The 20,706-nt window shown below is 55.1% G+C and carries 12 protein-coding genes; 6 read left to right on the plus strand and 6 right to left on the minus strand.

Annotated elements, in window-relative coordinates:
• The first annotated feature begins 419 nt into the window (after positions 1–419).
• The 3 genes from Q31a_RS14485 to Q31a_RS14495 all read left to right on the plus strand — a co-directional run bounded on the left by Q31a_RS14485 (position 420) and on the right by Q31a_RS14495 (position 6,360).
• The gene (locus tag Q31a_RS14485; RefSeq protein WP_197356825.1) at positions 420–1,775 is read left to right on the plus strand and encodes a carbon-nitrogen hydrolase family protein; all 1,356 of its coding nucleotides are present in this window, start codon (positions 420–422) and stop codon (positions 1,773–1,775) included.
• A 137-nt stretch (positions 1,776–1,912) separates the two neighbouring features.
• Positions 1,913–3,634: a 5'-nucleotidase C-terminal domain-containing protein gene (locus Q31a_RS14490; protein ID WP_145079059.1), complete on the plus strand. Its 1,722-nt coding sequence runs from the start codon at positions 1,913–1,915 to the stop codon at positions 3,632–3,634.
• Positions 3,635–3,735: 101 nt separating this feature from the next.
• The gene (locus tag Q31a_RS14495; protein WP_145079062.1) at positions 3,736–6,360 is read left to right on the plus strand and encodes a PVC-type heme-binding CxxCH protein; all 2,625 of its coding nucleotides are present in this window, start codon (positions 3,736–3,738) and stop codon (positions 6,358–6,360) included.
• Between the two features lie 65 nt (positions 6,361–6,425).
• Here Q31a_RS14495 and Q31a_RS14500 read toward each other — a convergent pair whose 3' ends face one another.
• A complete protein-coding gene (locus tag Q31a_RS14500) occupies positions 6,426–7,355 on the minus strand; it encodes a PIG-L deacetylase family protein (protein WP_197356826.1) in 930 nt (309 codons plus the stop codon).
• Positions 7,356–8,518: 1,163 nt separating this feature from the next.
• Between Q31a_RS14500 and Q31a_RS14505 the strand changes: the two genes are divergently transcribed.
• Positions 8,519–9,211 carry a helix-turn-helix domain-containing protein gene (locus tag Q31a_RS14505; protein ID WP_145079065.1) on the plus strand — a complete coding sequence of 231 codons (693 nt, stop codon included), beginning with the start codon at positions 8,519–8,521 and terminating at the stop codon, positions 9,209–9,211.
• Positions 9,212–9,322: 111 nt separating this feature from the next.
• Here Q31a_RS14505 and Q31a_RS14510 read toward each other — a convergent pair whose 3' ends face one another.
• Entirely contained in the window at positions 9,323–11,797 is a 2,475-nt protein-coding gene (locus Q31a_RS14510) for an ATP-binding protein (protein ID WP_145079069.1), read from the minus strand.
• A 96-nt stretch (positions 11,798–11,893) separates the two neighbouring features.
• Between Q31a_RS14510 and Q31a_RS14515 the strand changes: the two genes are divergently transcribed.
• A complete protein-coding gene (locus Q31a_RS14515) occupies positions 11,894–13,498 on the plus strand; it encodes a hypothetical protein (protein ID WP_145079072.1) in 1,605 nt (534 codons plus the stop codon).
• A 64-nt stretch (positions 13,499–13,562) separates the two neighbouring features.
• Entirely contained in the window at positions 13,563–14,126 is a 564-nt protein-coding gene (locus tag Q31a_RS14520; protein ID WP_145079075.1) for a hypothetical protein, read from the plus strand.
• Between the two features lie 39 nt (positions 14,127–14,165).
• Here Q31a_RS14520 and Q31a_RS14525 read toward each other — a convergent pair whose 3' ends face one another.
• From Q31a_RS14525 to Q31a_RS14540, 4 genes are all read right to left on the minus strand, one after another.
• Positions 14,166–15,059: an HDOD domain-containing protein gene (locus Q31a_RS14525; protein WP_145079078.1), complete on the minus strand. Its 894-nt coding sequence runs from the start codon at positions 15,057–15,059 to the stop codon at positions 14,166–14,168.
• Complete coding sequence (locus tag Q31a_RS14530) at positions 15,056–17,380, minus strand: putative bifunctional diguanylate cyclase/phosphodiesterase (RefSeq protein WP_145079081.1); 2,325 nt, start codon at positions 17,378–17,380, stop codon at positions 15,056–15,058. Before Q31a_RS14530 ends, Q31a_RS14525 begins: the two co-directional genes overlap by 4 nt.
• A 433-nt stretch (positions 17,381–17,813) precedes the next feature.
• Entirely contained in the window at positions 17,814–19,109 is a 1,296-nt protein-coding gene (locus Q31a_RS14535; RefSeq protein ID WP_231691203.1) for a class II aldolase/adducin family protein, read from the minus strand.
• A 76-nt stretch (positions 19,110–19,185) separates the two neighbouring features.
• Positions 19,186–20,682: an aldehyde dehydrogenase family protein gene (locus Q31a_RS14540; RefSeq protein ID WP_145079084.1), complete on the minus strand. Its 1,497-nt coding sequence runs from the start codon at positions 20,680–20,682 to the stop codon at positions 19,186–19,188.
• Between the last annotated feature and the right edge of the window lie 24 nt (positions 20,683–20,706).

A 20,706-nucleotide genomic window follows, 5' to 3' on the forward strand; every position in this document is an offset into this window, starting at 1 on the left:
TCAAGAGCTATCCAGCGGTCCGTTCGATAGATGCGGTAATTCCTCTGAGCTGCCTAGGGACTTGAGCGCTTGGTCCGCCGACGCTCACCTTCATGGTGCATGGTCGCAGACGGATTTGAGATACCGGTGAATGAGTTCCGATGAGGCCGCCAAGTGGCTCGGTCTTCCCTGCATCCGCCGACGGCTATAGATGAGCGCCCCGTCAGGGCACGCCCCGGGGCACTCAAGTGGTTTCGCCAGAAAATTGAGTGGAAACTGAGACGCCGTGCCAATTCGTTTAGCACCGGCGGAACAATGATTGTCGCCAGATCGCTCCGGCGATCGACATTTTCGCGAACGACCCGGCGGAGCGGTTCGGCGACTATCCGCCAATAATTTTGTTCCGACGGTCCTTAGCTTTATCATCTTATGTCTATAGCATGTGGAAACGTACTTTGAAATACGTAGCGATCTTCGCCTTAATCGGATTCATGCTAGCCAATGGTGCGCTCGCCGACGATCCCGCACCTGATGGCTGGACGTGCGAGACGCCACGCGAAGAAATTCGACCTCATTTTAAGTGCGACGCGACGCCGGGAACGGCCGACAGCGTGCTGAGTATTCGTGCCGACGATCGCGAGGGGTTGATGGGGATGTGGGCGATCACAATTCCCGTTCAGGGGCAAGAGCACTACCGGTTCACCGTCGATCGGCAGACGCAGGGTATCGCATTCCCTCGACGGACGGCGATCGCCAGAATTATTTGGCTCAACGATGCCAATGAGAAAGTCATGCGCGCGGAACCGAGCAACCTATCCTATCGTCCGGGCGAACGTCCCCGCGCCGAACCGGAGTTCCCCAAGTTGGTATCGCGTTCCGACGGATGGGATCGGCTTGAGGGCATCTATATTGCGCCACCGCATGCAACACATGCAAGAATCGAGCTGCATTTCCGTTGGGGCGAACCGCATTCGACCGTCCGCTGGCGTAGGTCTAAGCTGGAGGTTTGTGCAGCACCCGATCCGCGAACCGTCCGCTTAGCTACGATTCACTATCGTCCTCAGGCCGGCCGAACACCCCAGGAGAAACGCGAGCAATTTGCACCGCTGATTGCAGTGGCGGCACAGCAGAAAGCGGATCTGATCGTGCTACCTGAGACGCTGACTTACTACCAGTCGGGCGGCAGTTACGCGGATGCTGCGGAGACGATTCCAGGGCCTTCCACCGACTACTTCGCTAAACTCGCCCAACAACACGACACCTACATCGTGGCCGGGCTCATGGAACGCGACGGCCACTTGATCTACAACGTCGCTGTTCTGCTTGGACCGGAAGGAGCCATCGTGGGTAAGTATCGCAAGGTGGCGCTGCCACGTGGCGAGATTGAAGCGGGCATCACGCCGGGGACGGAGTATCCGGTATTCCAAACACGGTTTGGAAAGGTTGCCATGATGGTCTGTTACGATGGTTTCTTTCCGGAGGTAGCGCGTGAGCTTTCCAATCGAGGCGCCGAGGTGATTGCTTGGCCCGTATGGGGGTGCAATCCTTTACTGGCTGCTGCTCGGGCCTGTGAAAACCATGTGTTTTTGGTCAGTAGTACCTACACGGAATTCTCTGCAGATTGGGCGCAGTCCGCGGTGTATGGCCGCGACGGTACGACGCTCGCGCATGCAGAGGATTGGGGCAGTATCGCGATGGCTGAAGTGGACTTGGGAAAACCTGCGATCTGGCAAAGCCTTGGCGACTTTCAATCGCAAATTGAGCCCCACCGACCGGTCGTGCCCCCCGTCCCCTAATGGCATTTTATCCAATCGCGCGGATGACCAATGCGAACACTGGTCGTGCCGAGCAGGTGCCATGTTTCCAAACTTGAGGAAAGACAATCACGTTCCCGTGGGGAAGGTGAGCATCGATTTAAGGCGAGAATCAAATTATGAAACTAAAACTCAGTGCAACGTGGTCGATATTGCTAATCGTCGCCCTGATGTTGTCTGTCCAGGCAGACGAACGCTTGGCAGATGTAGATCGCAAAGTTCGCGGTCCCCAAGACCTATCGCTCACATTTCGTAGCGACTTTGATGGGACCACCGTGCCGTACCGTTTGTACTTGCCATCCGCCTATGACGGCGAGCAGAAGCTTCCCTTGCTGGTTGCGTTGCATGGTACTAATGGCGACAGTACGAAGTACTTTGAGCATCCCGAGTATGGTGGCGGGATCTATAAACGCGAAGCGGAAGCCCGTGGGCTGGCGATACTTTGTCCCTCTGAAGGCGACCCTATCGGACGCCCCACGGAATGGCGGGGAGTGGGGGAATTGAACGTCCTTGCCGCACTGCAGGATGTATGCCAGCGGTTTGAGATCGATCGGGATCGAATCGTTCTAACCGGCCAATCGATGGGAGGCACAGGAACAACTTATCTCTGCTGTCGCTACCCAGACGTTTTCGCTGGAGGAATCCCACTCGCTTCGACCTACGGACATTTGACACTCCTCGAAAACCTCAGGTACGTACCGATGTTCTATGTGCAAGGTTCCGACGATTGGCCCATCTACGCCCAGGATGGTCCCCTGCGGATTATGAAGCGTCTCACGCAACTCGATTACGAGGCGGAGCTCTGGATGGTTCCAGATGTCGGCCATAACACGATGGCAGTTTCCACGCCCCGCGTCTTGGATTGGGCGCTGCAGCAGCGATTGGTAAAGCATCCACGGCATGTCACGCACCGCGCCTATTTGCCAATACATGGACGCGCTCACTGGTTAGAGATTGTATCGCTCCAGGAAATTGGACCCTTTGCGGAGATCGATGCCGAGGTTACTGGCCGACAGGATATTGTCGTGCATCGCTTGCGAAACATCGCTCAGTTCATTCTACGGCCTGCTCCGGAACTGCTCGATCTTTCTGCAGACATTCAGATTCGCGTCCCGGCAGCGGAGGCCACCGAAACGATTGCCGTACGCTGTGAGCCAGCGGAGCAAGTGCGGTTGGAGCGTAAGGAGGACGGTCGGTGGATGGCTGCGGTTGAGGCACGCGATTCCGTGCCATTCGCAAGCACTCGATTTGAAAAAATCGCTAGAGTTACCGCCATCCCCACCCCGCAGGGCGAGGCTGAAACGTCCCTGGGGAGTTGGACCACGGATGCGATACGCGAGGCAACCGGTACCGATATCGCGATTGAAACCGGGCGACATTATCGAGGATTGCCGGTTACCGTTGGACAGGAACTGGACTTATTCGACCTCCTCAACCTAATTCGGCCTTCCAATCGCGCGCTCGTTCGCTTCACGATCGATGGAGCCGGACTGCTAGAAATCCTGGAGGACAATATTCGCCAGCAGGAATCGTTCGACGGGCAATTTCTCGTACAAGTATCCGGCTGCCGATATGCATTTGATCGATCATTGCCCGCTGGCAAGCGGATTGTCGAGAGCGATATTAATCCCGAGCAAACGTACACAATCTCCTGTACTGAAAACTTGCTCAGTCGTGGCGATATGCTGCACTTGGCAGGACGACTGGGGGAGATCGATTACGAGACCCTCGAGCCAACTAATATTACTGCGATATGGCGTTATATCGCGAAGCACCAGGGGCGTGTCGATGCTCAGGTAGATGGTCGCATCCGTGACTTGGGTGGGAGTGCCCCGGAATGAGCGCTTGCAAGTAGCCCGCAAGTTCGCGGGTGAATCCAATCCAGCGAGTACGCTTTCCGCGTCGCAACTGACGACGACCTACTGAATCCCGATTTTTCTCCATGAAACAGTCATTGATTATGAAACCACGCTTCCATTCTTGGGGCCTAAGTATCGCGGCGATCGTCGTGCTGACGGGGCACTCGGCCATTCTGCCAGCGGCTGAGGAACGTGCCGCAGGCATTGAAATTTTGCAACCCGGCGTGCGATTGACGATTGTCGCCGAACATCCCGAGATCGTCACACCGACAGGCTTGGATGTCGATGCGGAGGGACGCGTCTGGGCGGTTGCTTGCCATACCCACCTCCGGCCAGAGGACTATCAAGGCACTGAGTTTGACGAAATTCTCGTCTTTGATCCCGATGGCGCTCAGCACGTTTTTTACAACAAAACCGAACAAACCATGGATCTGGAACTCGGGCCAGACGGTTGGGTTTATCTATCCGAGCGGGATCGCATTTTGCGAGTTAAGGATAGCGATGCTGATGGTGTAGGGGATACCGAGCAAACGTTGGTCGAGCTCGACTCGGAGGCCGTTTATCCGCACAATGCACTTTCTGGCCTGGCTTGGACCCCGCAAGGTGATTTGATATTTGGGCTGGGTGAGAATTTTGCAAAACCTTGGACTCTGACCGCGCTGGATGGCTCGACTATCAGGGGAATCGACCGTGGCGGCATTTTTCGTCTGACCGCTCACGGAGAACAGCTTCATAAGATCGCCGAGGGGCTGTGGAATCCGTTTGGCGTGACGGTCCGAGACGATGGTGAAATCTTTGTTGCGGAAAACGATCCTGGGGAATACCCGCCGTGCAAGGTGCTGCACATTGTTCAGGACGGCGATTACGGTTATCGTCGCAAGTATGGCAGCGCGACCCCACATCCGTTCGTGTGCTGGAACGGAGAATTGCGTGGTACGTTGCCCATGATCCATCCGTCCGGTGAGGCTCCCTGCGGCGTCGTGCCGCTTGGACGCGGTTTGTTGATGCCTTCGTGGGGCGACCATCGCATCGACTATTTTGCACTCGAGCAAGAAGGTGCCAGCTTTACGGCCCAGCAAGTCACGCTCGTGCGTGGTTCACGCTACTTTCGTCCTACCTGTATTGTGCAAGATCGGCACCGAGCGAAGAACGGCACGCTGGTTTTCTACTTAACCGATTGGGTAGACGGGCGGTATCCCGTTCACGGCTATGGTCGCCTATGGAAGTTAGAGATTGATCCCCGCGCGGCCGCGTGGACCGGACCTCTCGATGTCCCGCCTGCGACGTCTCAAGCCAAGTTGGCAGAGAGCCTACGTCGGGGAACGGCGAGCCTGCCGCAAGCGGATTTGCTGGAGTTGAGCCGCAATGCTGACCGGTTTGTCGGCAGTGCAGCGCTCTCGTCGCTCAGCCGCCTGGCCGATGAATGGACGCCTGCTGAATTTTCCAAGTGGACAGTGGCCGATCGGGTGCAAGCCGTCCAGGCGCTCCGTTTGGCCACCGTAGATCCTCAACCTTGGATTGATGCTTTACTGGAGGATGACAGCCCTGGCGTGCAATTTGAAACGCTGCGTTGGCTTGCCGACGAAGATCTGCGAGCTTACCTGCCGTCCGTCGAATCACTACTCGGCAATAGCCACCTCAGCTACGAAGTATTCGAAGCGGCGGTTGCAGCGCATACTGCCTTGAGCGGACAACCAGAGATCGGGATGCGGAACCCGGATTTGCTACTCGCTCGGGTGCAAGATGACGCCAGTTCCCCAGCCATCCGCGCCTTCGCCCTGCGCCTGCTACCAATTCGATCGACGGCCCCGGTGAAGGACGAAACCACTCCGACAGCCGATCTTCCCGAGGGGCTGTCGCTACCGCTTCTGAAGAAATTGCTGGCAGTGCAGAATCCCGCGCTGTCAATTGAAGTGGTACGAGTCTTAGGCGTTAATCCGGCGGCATTTGGGGACTTGCTTGCGAAGCTCGCGGCCGATGATTCTAAGGAGTCTACGCTTCGCGCCGAAGCCATCGTTGGCTTGGCGGCGATCGCAGAATCTCACCTACCATTATTGCTGCAACTGACTCAACATCGTGATGGACAACTACGTGAGGAAGCCCTTCGAGCACTCCGGGGGACAGCATTAACCGCGAAGCAAAAATCAGAGCTTCACGCGGTCGCCAGCCAGCACCCGGAATCCGATAAGCTCGTGACCGCGATCCTCGACCCCTCTTCGCTTACGTTGGGGCGGGCCGCGTTGGACGACACAGCGGCTTGGTCAAAAAGGCTAGCGGCAATTCGCTCTCCCGCCGATCCCGTGGCGGGAGAGCGAATCTTTCACCATGCCAAAGTCGCCCAATGTGCCCACTGCCATCGCGTGAATGGACGTGGCAATGTTGGAGGACCCGACCTCAGTCACATCGGTGGACGCGACGAGCCCGATTGGCTGCTCGGCGCAATTCTGCAGCCCAATCGAGAGCTTGCTCCCCAGTTCATGCCGCGGGCCATCCTCTTGAAGGATGGAAGTCTGCACGTCGGCATCCGACTGCGTTCGTACGTGTACGAACAGATTCGTGACGCGCTCGGACGAAACCATACCTTCAACCGTGATGACGTGGAATCAATCGAAGATCTCACCACCTCGTTTATGCCAACCGGCCTACCACTGACTCTGACCGACCGCGAATTGCGTGACCTGCTAGCGTTCCTTGAGCAAAACCAGTGAGGAGGTGTCATTAGCCTCCACAGGTGCCTGCAGCTTGGCGGCCGGAGTCCTCGTTGTTGAAGGACTTAGTTTGGGAAAAATGGGAATAGGCGCCGGATGTCTTCATCGGTTGGTTGGGTTCCGTATTCGCAGATCTCGAAAGCTTCCGCATACTGCACTTCGGCGGCTCTGTCTGGCCCATACCATTTTGCCAGGGTCTGCCGGTAGCTGTCGGCCTCCCCGCCAGCCCGCCGATTCCACACCTGACGGATCTTCTCCAAACGCAACTCCGGAAAGCGGGCTGGAGGTGCTTCGGATGCATCCTTCGCGTTGCCTAGGGCACCGCCGTCGAACACCTGCGATTCGAGTTCGGCAATCGCTTGGACCTTGGTTTCGAAAACATCGTCGATCGCAACCGCGATGTCTGCTTGGAACGGGTAGGGTTTCTTGAATCGGTCACTTGAGTAGAGAAAGACTGGGTTCTTCTCAAGCGCTGGAACATCGGGGCAGAAGAAGGGAACGGTAACCATAAACGAGGCGTCCTGCACCAGCACACCGACATAGCGGTGGTCGGGATGGTAGTCCCACGGTCGGTGGGCGATAACGATATCTGCCTTCCAGTCGCGAATCAAACGCGTAATCGTTTTGCGGTTTTCAAGCGTCGGCATCAGTTCGCCGTCGTGGATGTCGAGTACTTGGGACGTCGTTCCCATAATCTTAGCTGCAGCTTGAACTTCTGCAGTCCGCCGCTTGGCCAGTGTTCCGCCCGCCATGGCCCAGTGACCGATGTCGCCATTGGTCACGGAAACCAACTTAACATGGTGCCCCATCTGGGACCACTTCACGCCGCAACCTCCCGCACGGTACTCCGCATCATCAGGGTGCGCGCCAAAGACGATGATTCGTAGTTTTCCATCATCCTGCGTCTGGTCGTCCGCGCCCAGGCTAAGCGGAACACCCGCCATGAAAAATGTGCAGATCAGCAGCAAGCGTGCAGCGTGCGAAGAAAATATCATCCAAAGTCTCCAATCATCGATGGGAAAGTGGTCGTGCAACTTTTCGAGCGTTCGAGGCGGGCATCCGGACACTGTCGAATACATGGATGGGCTAAACCCGAATCATTGGCCCGCCGTGCCGCCAATTCCCGCAATTATATACCGTGTGATTAGGAGGCTGTGTTGTAGTTCGAGAATGCAGAGCGACCGTCGGCACCAACGGCGCGGCTCCTTTTTTGCAATGTTGGTCCGAACGATTGTCAAAGCAAGCGGTGAGGGGGCGTAATAGCTAGGGGAGGCAGCGAGGAATGTTCGGCGCGCCTGAATCGGGACGACATCTGTTCTTGGGGGTGCATTGAATCAGTTGCAATTTCCGCTCCAAGGAAGCCCTCGAGCCCGTACGTAACAGTAGCTGCCACTACGTTGCCCGTTAATGGGGTGATTGAAGCTCGGCTGAATCTTGTAGGACATGCCAGTAATTAGGAAAAGGCTAAGCCGCAATCGGTCAGTCGATGTTACCTCCTTGTCTGATTCAGGTGGCGATGTTCAATTTCAACGGACTACGGACTAGCGTGGCAAGGTTGCAATTTGAGATGGGCCATGAGGAACTAGTGGGCCACGCTGGCGAGTCGGATTGCCGTGGAGATTCAGAACGCGGGGATAGCGGGATAGCACTTGTGAATGCTGCGATTGCCGCTGGTGGAATTGCGAGCGTCGAGTCGCAGGAGCTCAGCCGAATCGCCGGGTCCTACCCGTTGGGGAGGTGAGTCGGTGACCATCGGAGTGGCTGGAGGGAGGCGCTTCGAATAATGCCGTTCGGTCGGCAATGTCCGTTGCGTGGCAAATGTCTCAGTCCAAACCGGTTTGGCTGCAAAAAATCTGCCAACCGCCTGCGGCTGAAAACTCCCCATTTGCTTGACTTTTATGAACTACAGTCGGCCAATTTCTCGAGTGGATCACTCTATTTTGAATATTCTCAAATCTTGATGGGTTCTTTCGGATATCCGCAATCGCTATACTTTCGAGCATGAGATTGGGGGCGTTGATCGCACCCAAAGTTCTTCTTCAGAGGACTTTGGGCGGATAAATTGCCTTCGATCTCTAGCGATGAGAATCGTGATGCGTCCTCGATTCACTCTCGGCGGTGAGGGAGTCACTACGACGCGCTGGAGAATTGAAGTCTTATGTCCTCCGCATTCCCGACATCAAGTGCGAACGCACTCACAGGGCTGGAGTATTTAGGGTGTTGCGCAGATTCGAATTCCAATCCGCCAACTGCCTTAAAAAGCTGTCAGTCGCATTCAACGGCCCCCAAACGGCAATTGGATGTTCAGCCCAACACTGCTCGGTCTGCTCGATTCGAGCCTGCCGTAAAACGCCCCGTGGCGCCTACGCCATCCAAGAGCGTCGCAAAGGCAGGCCAGCCACCTCAGGTATTTCACCGAGTGGCTGAGGTTCGCGAATCGCAAGGCCTTACAGAACGCACAATTGCTAAACGCATGGGCATCGACATTCGGAGTTATCGCCGGCTGGAGTGCGCGACAACCGACTTGTGCCTCTCGGAGCTCGTGGCCTTGCAGAAGGCGTTGGATGTTCCCTTGGTGGACCTGTTGGAAGATCAAGATTGCCTGTCGCGTCCCGTGGAGCAGCGGGCGGGGATGGTTAAAGTCATGAAAACGGCCGTCGCGCTGAGAGAGATCAAAGCGGCGCCACGCGTTCAACGATTGTCGAGCATGTTGTGCGAGCAATTAGTGTCTCTCATGCCTGAGCTTCGCGACGTCAGTGGCTGGCCGCAATTCGGAGCGCGACGTGGTCAATCCGCTGTTGCCAAAGCGTTGATGCTACCGATCGACACCTCCGATCTATCCGCCGACTAGGACTCCGCAGTGCGATGTACCGAGCTTGCAAGCTCGGTGCATCACGGTTTCTGACGATCGGCGGCATCCCTAGGGTACGCATGCCAAATCAGTCGGTGGTGCGCGGGGCATTTATCTGTTGATGGCCCGCGGAGAAATCTTGGGCAAGGGAACGAGCGGGGTCGCAATTCCCTGAGGAGTGACCGACCAAGGAATCCAGATCAAGGCGAGCCGCTTAATATCCATATCACCCTTCCGACATGGGATATCGAGAGGTTCAAGCGTTAGAGATGAAATCGAGTACTTGTCCTGCAACTCTTTGATCTGGGCATTGCACTCAAATTCCAACTCACGTTTTTCCCGTTCCAGGGATTCGAGTGTTTGGTTGGCTTGGGACACATCGGCTCTCTGTTGGGCAGCTCGAGTCAAACTGCGTCCGGCAGTAGCGCTTTTAGAAGAAATCTTATTTCCCATGATTGCGCCCAGCAACGTTTGTCCGAAGTTCATCACCGTATTCCACTTCTCTTTGTCGTACTGGGCTGTCTCGCGCTCAATGCGTTGGCGAGCGGTGTTCACCTTGGACTCCAGAGCTCGGATTTTGGACGCCAAGCTAGCCTGCAGCGATTCTTTCATTTCGTCACGCTTCTCACGCACTGCCTGCAACCAAGCGTTGCGCGCGTCGAGTTCATCTAGGCCTGGTGCGCTATAGCGTTTTAATTCCAGGCATTTGTAGACCCGTAGCGTCAGGTGGCGATAGATATGGTCACGCAGATCCTTTTCCCAACGCTTATAGTTTTTGGCATTGAGTAGATCTGCCGGACATTCATCGAAGAAGAACCCCTCTTCGGGCTCCGTCGACAGTTCGACAGAAAATTCGGGGAGCTCGACGGATTCGCGCCAGAGGTCGTGGGGACGTCCTCGGTTGACGACGTACAGCAAGGCTCGATCAAACCAGTGCTCCACATCCGCAGAGGAGCGGACATAGTGGCAAGCAGCCTGAGCTAGGAGCGCCGGGCGATACAGCAGGCGATCGCCTTTAGCTGGGGGGACTGACACCGCCCAGAAACACTCTTCAATTCCATGGGAAATGATGGGACGATTGGAACCCGCCGGCGCAGAGTCCGGCATCGCTTCCGCATGGCTGGTTTCGTCCGGGGAAGCGGGAGAAGCGGCCAAGAGTTCTTGGCGTCGATCGCCCATGAGGGTGGAAATCTGGGTGCGACTCAGTGGCCCACGCAGGTATGACAGCGCCCATCGGGTTTGAAAAATGGTCGGCCCGTCGTCATGCACGTTGTTCATCAGGAAAACGCGGCTGCCGAGTGCAGCTAGGGTCTGTTCCATGGCAGCCCGGTCAAAACGCGTGCCGGTCTGCGAGGCAGCTCCCTCCAATCCGTCCAATACCCGATCCTTATCGCGCTGAGTTTGCAAGCGTCCTAGAAACCACGTGCCGATGTTGGAAAGCCCCTTGTAGTCGAGATCTACGGGGTTCTGAGTGGCCAGCACAATGCCTAACCCGAATGCTCGTGCTTGTTTCAAAAGCACCAGCATGGGCGGCTTGCTCGGCGGCTTGGCCGAAGGCGGAAAGTAGCCGAACACCTCATCCATGTAGAACAACGCGCGTAGGCTGTTGGTCCCAGGCTGGGTGCGCATCCAGGCAAGCAGCTCGTTGAGTAGGATCGTTACAAAGAACATCCGCTCAGTGTCGCTGAGATGCGCGATTGATATGATGGAGATGCGTGGCTGCCCACTGGCCGTGTACATCAGGCTTCGGATATCGAGTGCTTGGCCTTCAAGCCAACCTGCAAAGGTCGGACTGGCAAGGAGGTTGTTGAGGCTTATGGAGAGCTTCATGCGCTCGGCAGCGGGGAAGAAGCTCTCCAAGTCGAAGACTCCCACCTTCTCCAGGGGCGGGGACTGGATCGCTCGAATCACAGCCGGCAAATCCAAGCTTATGCCTTTGCGCCAGTTGATGTCGAAAATGTTGGAAAGCAAAATATGCTCTCGACTACTGAGTGGATCGGCTTCCATGCCCATCAAAGTTAGCAGTCCCGATGCGGCTCCGGAGATCCGTTCACGCATGATCTCCCCATCGTCGATGACTGCCTGGGGAGGGGCATCAAAGCTCTTGAGGACCGTCATCGGGATGCCAGCATTGGAGCCGGGAGTGTAGATCGCAATATCCACAGCGTCCCTAAACCGCTTTACGCGGTCGGCATCCTGATCCCAGGATTCAAGTCCGGAACGCCATTTTTCAGCAGTCTGTTGGGCGTATTGTTCAACCTCCAATCCCTTTCTGGCAGCCTCATCGGGATCTACCCAGGGCTCAAAGTCGCCGGAGGCTAGGTCGGGAAAGGCAAGCAACAGATTGCCTAAGTCCCCTTTGGGGTCGATGCAGATGGCTGGAATGCCATCGACGGCCGCCTCTTCCAAAAGTGACAAACAGAGGCCCGTCTTGCCGCTGCCCGTCATCCCCACGCACAAGGCGTGGGTGGTGAGGTCTTTGGAATCGTACAGAAGCTTTTCGTCTAAAAGTCGACGTCCGTGCAGTTCGAACTTCTTACCCAGATAAAATGAGCCGAGTTGTTCGTAGTCGGGCAATTTACCCATCTTAAAATCCCTTCCTCTCAAAGCTGTAAGGCGAGCAGTAGTCTACAATCTACACTACATTCTGCGAAACAACTTATTTCAAACGAACCAATCAAGATGATGACTACCAAGTTTTCGTTATTTCGAAAGAGCCTCTACCTAGGCTTGGTGTGCGCACTGACTGTTGCATCGCAATGGGCGGTAGCTGAGACGCCACGCAAACTTTCAAAATCGCAGATCGAGCGGCTCCAACGCGACGGCGATCGCTTGGCAGATCAAGGCGATTTTCAAGGAGCCTTGGAATATTACACCCAAGCCTACTTGGGCGTTGTGTCAGGAATTCGTGGGCAGGCCTTTGTCCAAAACGTGCTTCCGAATCTTTACAATCGGGAAGAGTTGGGCGCAGAGATGCTGCGTATGATGGCGGAGGAGTACACCGCTGAGGAGCTGCTCCTGATGGACAGTTCGTTCAAGGTTTTCGGCTTCTTGCAACCTGACCAGGATAGCCAAAGCTTGATGACTCGTCTCCTGACGGAAGAGGTCGCGGGATTCTACGACCCAGATGCCAAGCGCATGGTGTTAATCGTGGAAGATGGCCCCGTTGCGGATCCGGGCTGGTTCGGGCGTTTGCTGGGGGCGAGACCAGCCTTTGATAAAGATGAGCAGAAGACGACGTTGGCCCACGAGCTGACGCATGCCTTGCAAGACCAGCTTTACGATCTCAATGCTATGGAAGCTAACATTGCGCAGGACGATGACATGCTGTTGGCGTTCTCGGCGTTGGTGGAAGGGGACGCAACTCTGTTGATGTTTGCGGAAGCGCAAGGGACCGAGGATCTCGCGGAAATGGATCCGGACGTCATGCGAACAACTTTCAATATGATGAGCTGGTTGATGCCAGTGGCAGGTGGCCAAGCGTATCGTGAAGCTCCCCCCATTTTTCGTGACTCTTTGGTCTTCCCCTATTTTCAGGGAATGCTGTTCGTGCTCAGTCAGGCCGCGCAGGGAGGTTGGGAAGGCGTGCATGAAATCTATTCATCTCCGCCACTCAGCACTGAGCAAATCTTGCACCCCAAGAAGTATGCCGAGGGAGAGAATCGGGATGTGCCTCAGTCCGTCCACCTTCCGGACCTGGCTGATGTTTTGCACTCCAATTGGAAGAGTTTGGGTGGCAATTGCCTCGGCGAATTGCAAACGAGCATCCTCTTGGGAAAAGTTATCGGTGGGAAGAATGCGGCGCGTGGCTGGGATGGCGATCGCTACGAAGTCTACCGCTCTGGTGCCGGGAAACTGGCGATGATCAGCGTCAGCATATGGGATTCACCACAAGATGCAGAAGAATTTGCCACGGCCTTTGCAAGGTATCGAGATCTCACGCTCCCCGCCGCTACAGGACAGGCTGAGTCCGAAAGTACTGCGATAAATTCCGCTGGTGCGGAAAAGGATGCTGGAAATACTGCTGGAAACGCAAATCAATTCCAACTCAACCAACCCATCAAGTCGGCGGAGGATGAAGTCTTCGAAGCCGGAAGTTATCGGATGGTTAAGCTTCAGGATGATACGGTTTGGATCGTGGAAGGGCTGGATCAGCCCACGATCGCAGCGGTAGGGGAACGCCTTAGCCAGACCACCTTTAGCGAGAAAACCTTTTGGGTACCTCAAGAGGCTGCTGGCGCGTCGGCAGCAGCCGAGGTTCTTCCAGCAACCAGGACTGGCCGTTAGCGCCGTTGGCTTCAGCGCTCTCCTGGCCGGTCCGCGGGATTTTCGCTGGAGATCGAACAGCCGATTGGTTGATATTAAGCAAAATTTTGCCGACGATTCGTTGGGGAGTTCCATGCAGAAAGAGCGAAGTCGATTCACGATTCTCTATCTGATGGGGCTTACCTCATTCGGTGCGTTGGGGTGTGCAACACTCTTCAATGAATCCCCTTGGTTACGCGGATCGTTGATGACAATCATCCTCGCCCTCATCCTGAAGTCGATGATCGGAACTGCGATTTATCGGGGAAGTCGGCAAGCGTTTGCAATTGGCTATACCATTTCGACGTTCTTCTACATACTATCACTCTATACCCTCGCTGGAATCGAAACGCTTCCCTTGTTAATCACCCAATACGCTTGGGATGCATTAGAGAATTATTCGTTTAGCCTACCCGATGAGGATCATTTTTTGTTGGTCTCCGTCCTTCTATGGGGCATGCTGTGCACCTATTCGGGAGCCCTGGCCTCTGAGTATTGGTATCGACGGCGGATCCAAGAGGTGGAGCAAGAGCCCTCGAGGGCTGGGAGGTTAGCACGGTCTACGCCCACCGTCCCTGCCACCGGTGAACGTACTACTGATCTGCCGTAGCCAATAAGTTCCGCCCGTTGCGCAAGTGAGATGCTTGAGCTAGCCTGCTAGAAGAGCGGTTGCTTCTGCGATGTCAGCAGGCAATTGCTTCTGGAGCTCACCAAGCGCATGCTGGCTGAGTCCTAGGCAATCGAGTACTTCTGGCGAAAGATTTGTCTCGTCGACTGTGCGTGTGAAGCCGGCTTTTAAATTAGCGGCCAGAATATCGGCCACATGGACGATTGTGGTGAGACCCCGTTGTTCCGGTGGAACCTGTAGCGGTTCGTGGTGGAATTCAATGGCTTGTTCCATGTGGTAGGGGAACTTCCACTGCCGGCACAAACCGGCGCCAAACGCGGCATGTGTCGCGCCGAAATTGGCAACTTCTGCAGTCTGGAAACTCAATTGCGCGTTGGAATCCAACTGCCTGATGACGTCGATGAACTTCAGCCGAAAGACCTGCAGCTCTACCATAACCCCGACGTCGTGGATTAAACCGGTTAAAAAAGCAACATCCGGTTCAGCGGCTCGCGTCATCTTTGCGAGACTTCGGGCAATCGTCGCCGCGGCAATACTATGAATCCATAATTGACTTGGATCAAATGCCAAGTCGGTCTTGGGGGATTGAAAAACTTTGTGAAGACTGGCGGCAATGGCGGTGTTCTTGACAGCGTTTAGGCCAAGCATGACCACCGCGCGTTCCAGTGAATCAACCTTGCGTGGGACACCGTAAAATGATGAATTTGCGAGTTTGAGAATGCGTGTACCAAGGGCTGGATCGGATTCGACCACTCGTTTGATCTGCTCAACATTGGAATGAGGATCATTGACCAGTTGAATAATTTCAGCTGCGATGCTCGGCAGTGTAGCGATGCTTCGCACTTTCGCTAACGTGGTTACGACGACCGGAGCTAGCTCGGGGGTGCAGATGGGAATGGTAGAAGGTGTATTCATTGGGGAACTCCAGAATGAAATGGAGTATTAGTGGGTATGCAAGAAAAGTCCATGGGAGCAGCAGGGCACCAAGCATCGACGGCCATAAACTCGGCAGGATGTAGTTCCCGAGCAAATGCCTCGAGCTGATCTGCGGGCAAAGGTTTCGAAAACAGGAATCCTTGGCCGTATTCGCAGCCTAACGCTTGGATTAGAGTCAGTTGGTCAAAATCTTCGATTCCCTCCGCCACAACTTCCAGATTCAAATTGGCAGCCAGTGAAACAATTGCGTGTAGAAGTGCACCGAAGTTCTGTGAGCGATTGATACTTGCTACAAATTTTCGATCAATCTTCAGGACATCGATGGGGAATTCATTCAAGCATGAGAGGGATGAATAGCCCGTCCCAAAATCATCGATGTCGATCTTGATCCCCAACGACTTCAGAGCGCGAATTCTGGCAATCGATGTCTCTCGCTCCTGCATGATCATGCTCTCGGCTAATTCCAAGTGCAATGAAGCGGGTAGGATGGAATGCCGAGCAAGGTTGTCTTGGACGATTGCAGCTAGGTTGGGTTGCAGCAGTTGCCGACGAGAGACTTTGACGTGCATATTTGGCGGGGCTGTGGCGGCTAACGCGTGCCGCCATTCTGCCATTTGACGGCAGGCTTCGTTTAAGACCCAATTGCCAATCAAGCCAATCAACTCCGTTTCTTCCGCAATCGGTATGAATTCATCGGGCCCCACCAGTCCTCGGACGGGATGGTTCCACCGGACGAGCGCTTCGACTCCTTCGAGTTTGCCAGTCTCGAGCGAGATGATGGGTTGATACTCTAGGGCGAACTCTTCCCGTGCGATTGCGCCTCGCAATTCATGTTCGATCCTCAGCCTGGCTTCAGCTTTCTCGCGTAGTGCGGTGTCAAATACAATGTAGTTGGCTTTGCCACCCGCTTTGGCTCCATACATCGCCAGGTCAGCGTCTCGCAACATTTCACTGGCGAAGCGATAATGATTCTTGTTGGTAGCAATCCCGATGCTGGCTGTAGAATAGACCGTGTGGTTGCCGAGGTTGTAGCCCTGTGAAAAGGCTTCGAGGAGCCGGTTGGCGACGCCATGAACGTCTTCGAGATTACTAAGGTTTTGAATGAGCACGACAAATTCGTCGCCTCCGAGTCGGGCGGCCTGCGCGTGGCTATTGGGCGGTGCAGCGGTCTTCAAGGTTTGGCGAAGAAGGACCGAGATGGCTTTCAGCAGCTGATCGCCGACTTCGTGCCCCAGGCAATCGTTCACCAACTTAAATCGGTCGAAATCCAGGAAGAGTAGTGCAAATTCCTTGTCATCTTGACGATCGATCGTGACCTGCAGAGAACGCAGGATTGCATCTCGGTTTGGTAAGCCGGTTAACGTGTCGGTATAGGCTAACTCATGGAGTTGAGCCTCCAGGCGTTTACGCTCACTGATGTCGACTTGGAGCGCAAAATAACTATGCGGCTTGCCATTCTCATCCAACATGGGGGCGATTGTCGTGTCCAACCAGTAGAGCGAACCATCCTTGGCGCGATTGCAGATCTCACCATGCCAGATTTTGCCTTGACCGATGGTTGCGTACATTCTTCGGAAGAAGGTCCTTGAGTGTTGGTGCGACTTAAGCATGCGATGATTCTGTGCGATCAGCTCGTGTCGTGCGTAGCCAGATAGCTTGCAGAAATTGTCGTTGACTTCCAGGATCTTGCCTGTGACATCGGTGACAGCCACAATTCCTGCCGCGCTCACTGCACATTGAAACGCCTTCAGTTGCCGCCGCATCAACTCGTCGGCTTGGAGTTGCTCTGAGACCTTGTTTGATTCGCGTGTCTTGAGTGCCCAGGCAAGCAGAACTTGGTAGAGATCGTGACGATCCCACGGCTTGGTCAGCACCAATCCGGGATTTCCGGTCTGAAACATGCCATGCAGGTTTTCGCGTTGTCTTTCATTCGCATCCGCGCATAAAACGACGAGAATATCGCTCGAGTGCGTGCGAAGTTCATGGAGAGTCTGTCGCTCGGATCTCGAGAGATGGTCAACATCTTCCAGATCTACGAAAACGATGGAGTAGGGGTGACCTTCCTGCTGGGCTCTCTGGAGGTAATGCAGTCCGCCGTCAACGAGTGATCCCGTATCGAGGGTTGCGTCGCACTTTCCTGCTGAGAACTCCCTTCCCTGCAGCCAAGAGAACACTCTGGAGTGTCGCGCACCAGAGTCGAGTTGGAGCGACAGTAGTGCGGCTATATCCCTGCAGGCCGAATGACTAGTGCTTAGCACCAGCATTCGTTGATTCCTGTCGTCTAGGCCTGAAAACTGCATGGGAAGATATCTCAGAAAAGTTGGGGCTAGATGCGTGGACTTTGGGTTTTATTTGCCATTTAGCACCAAACTCGTAGAAGCTAACAACTCTAGGTTGCGATTAGTTAGGAGCGAAATCCAAAGTTGAAATTACGTAGTAATTCCTAAGGGGGGATGGCGGGATGTGCAGCTACTAGGACCGGAGCTGCCAATTTCGTTGTTATTCGTTCGTGTCGCCACCTGTCCGAGCGTTCTATTGGCGCGATAATCGACAAAGCTCCTCCGATCAGCTCTGCCGTCATTATCGAACAGGGTGTTACGAGCGTGAGATTACGAACAACGCATTGGTACGGATTCGCTCCGCAGCAGAAGAGATGCGCTTAGCTCTGGGGGCAGCTTGCACTGGCGAAGGGACGCACTGAGAGCGCGCAGCGCTGGCAGAGTCCCGTTGTTCTCAGCTCAACTTAAAGACGGTTCTCAGTTCTTCGATAACCGATGCGGGCATGGCAGAAATCTGACCGATCACGGTAGCATTAATCACCGCCTCGGCTGTCGACTCAAGCACCTCAAGTCGATCGAAAGCATCCAGCACGGTTGAGCCTGTCACAAGCACCCCATCATTTTGCAAGATGGCAGCTGGCATGGAAACGGATATTTTCTCTGCGATGCTCCCGTCATTTCTGTACTGCACTCCGTAGGGCACGCGTTGGACATCGCGCAGAAATACGTAGCTCTCTGGGATGGTCCGCACATCGAAGGCAACATCTGTCACACTAAATGCCGTGGCGTTTACCGGATGTGCAAAAACGATCGATTGCACCGCGGGGTGTTTGTCGTAGATAGCTTGGTGGGCCCGCGCCGCTCGGCTTGCCAACTTCCCAGATTCGCGCCTGTCGCCACTCACCAGGACGATGTCCTCGGGACACAGGAGTTCGCGATCCTTTTGCGTTGGTGTGATGAGAAACGATGTATCATCAAGCCGGGCTGAGAAGCTTCCTTCGGTGCTGATCAAAAGGCGTTGGCGGCATCCGCGTCGGACAAAGTCGCACAGTTGCAGCCTTAGCTCTTGCTCTTGGCCGGTGGCGCTGCCTGGTTCAAGGGATGCAAAATCGACTCCGCGATTGCTGGCCATTTCCAATTGCTCATCGTCCAATACGCGCACCGGTCCCAATTGTCGCGCTTTGATGTGAGTTTTTCCAGCGAATTCGAATGCTTCAAATCGCTGAAAGGCATCAGCCAGTGACTCACCACCCACGACCACACCGTGGTTCTCTAGAATGACACTGTCACATCCCTCCTTAAACGTGGCGGCAATATTTTCTCCCAACTCCTGGGTGCCGGGACAAGCGTACGGACTAAAGCCGACGCGACCACAGACCGAATGCGCTTGGTGAAATAGACGCGTATCGGGAGTCTGCTGACAGATACTGTAGGCCACTAGCGCAACTGGGTGCGCGTGCACGATTGCACGCAGATCTGGTCTGGCTGCATAGATCGCTTGATGGAACGGAAATTCAGACGAAGGAGCATGGCTCCCTTCAATCGTTCCGTCGGGCCGCACGCAGACAATGTCGTTGCGAGTCAGGTTTCCCTTGTCGACGCGGGCGGGGGAAATCCAAATATTCCCCTCGGCATCGAGGATCGACAAATTGCCACCCGAGGTTGTGGTCATTCGATAGCGATAGATGCGATCCATGGTGCGCATGATCTGATCGCGAGGATGCACCAAATTTCGAGCCGTATTTGTCATGAGCACCTAACCGTCGGTTCGTCTAAGTTTGTAAGTTCGCTGTTCCATCACGACTCGGTCTCTATCGCGTAGGATGCTACTTCGCGGGTAGTGGTCGAACCACTGAGGTGCTGCGGTAGTAGTCCATCAGTGTCTCCGGGGAAAGAACTCCGCCACCGAGTCCGCTACGTTTGACGCCACCATAGGGTACGCCTTGTGCAAACACATTGTGCGCATTGATCCAACTGTTGCCTGCTTCCATGGCTTCGGCGACTCTTGCCGCTCGTGCACTGTCGGCAGTCCAGACGCTGTTGGCCAATCCATAGTCGGTATCATTGGCCATTTGGATCGCTTCTTCTTCGGATTCAAACGTAGCCAGGTAGGCGACGGGCCCAAAGATTTCTTCCCGAGCTGCGACATTGTCTAGGCTGCCGGACAACAAGGCTGGCTTCACATAGTTTCCTTGGTATCCCTCGACGGTCGCGGGGCCTCCGCCGTAAATGCATTCTGCTCCACCGGCGGTTCCCTTTTGTTGGTACCCCAGCACTCTGTCGCACTGCTTGGGATTTACAACCGGCCCCATCTGGCTATTGGGATCGAGCGGGTGCCCGATTCGAATAGCGCTCATCAGCTGCTTGCACTCTTCGACGAATTCGTTGTAGATGCTTTTCTGTATGAGCCAACGCGTGGCGTCGCAGCAAACCTGTCCAGAGTGGAACGTGATGGCGCCCACCAAGGCGGCTGCGGTGGCTGGCACATCCACATCATCGAAGACCACGGCTGCTCCCTTTCCACCGAGCTCCAACTTGACTGGCACGAGATTGCGTCCACAAGCTTCTCCCACCAACTGTCCAACTTCGGGGGAGCCAGTGAAAGACATCCGTTTGATTTTAGAATTGTGCGTTAGCGCTGATCCCACTGTGGCTCCGCGACCTGTGACGACGTTGATGACACCCGGCGGAACGCCCACCTCTGTTGCTAGCCGCGCCAGATAGATGGCGGATAGGGAAGTGTCCTCAGCCGGTTTGATGACTACGGTATTGCCTGCGGCCAACGCGGGGGAGATGCCCCAACCGATTAGAAGGAAGGGGAAGTTCCAAGGGAAGATAAAGGCACAGGCACCCCACGGTTGCTTGTAGGTCCAGGCCTCAAAACCATCCACGTCCAACTTGGTGCGCTTCGGAACGTCGTTCGCCAATTTGACAAAGTATCGCAAGGTGTCGACGAAGTTCTGCACGTCTCCTTGAGCTTGCGCTTCGATCTTGCCGGCATCCAGCGCCTCGATCTGTCCAATGATTGCTTTGCGTTGCTCAACAGCATCCGCCAATCGCAAGAGAATTGAGCTGCGCTGCTCGAGCGGAAGGGCGGCCCAATCGGCGAACGAAGCGTTGGCAATATCAACTGCTCGATCGACTTCCGCTGTCGTCAATTCTTCAATGTCGGCAATCTTCTCACCCGAGCCAGGGTCGATGGTCGGAATCAGCTCGCCAGAGGCAGCGGGAAAGTTCTTCCCGCCCACGAAGCTCGTTAGCGGGCTACCTTTCAAGAATGCTTCAACTTCGGGTAGCAATTTAATGGCGGTTGAAAGGCTCATGTGAGCAACTCCTGCGAGGATCCA

Origin of the sequence: Aureliella helgolandensis, assembly GCF_007752135.1 — a bacterium.
Classification (GTDB): domain Bacteria; phylum Planctomycetota; class Planctomycetia; order Pirellulales; family Pirellulaceae; genus Aureliella; species Aureliella helgolandensis.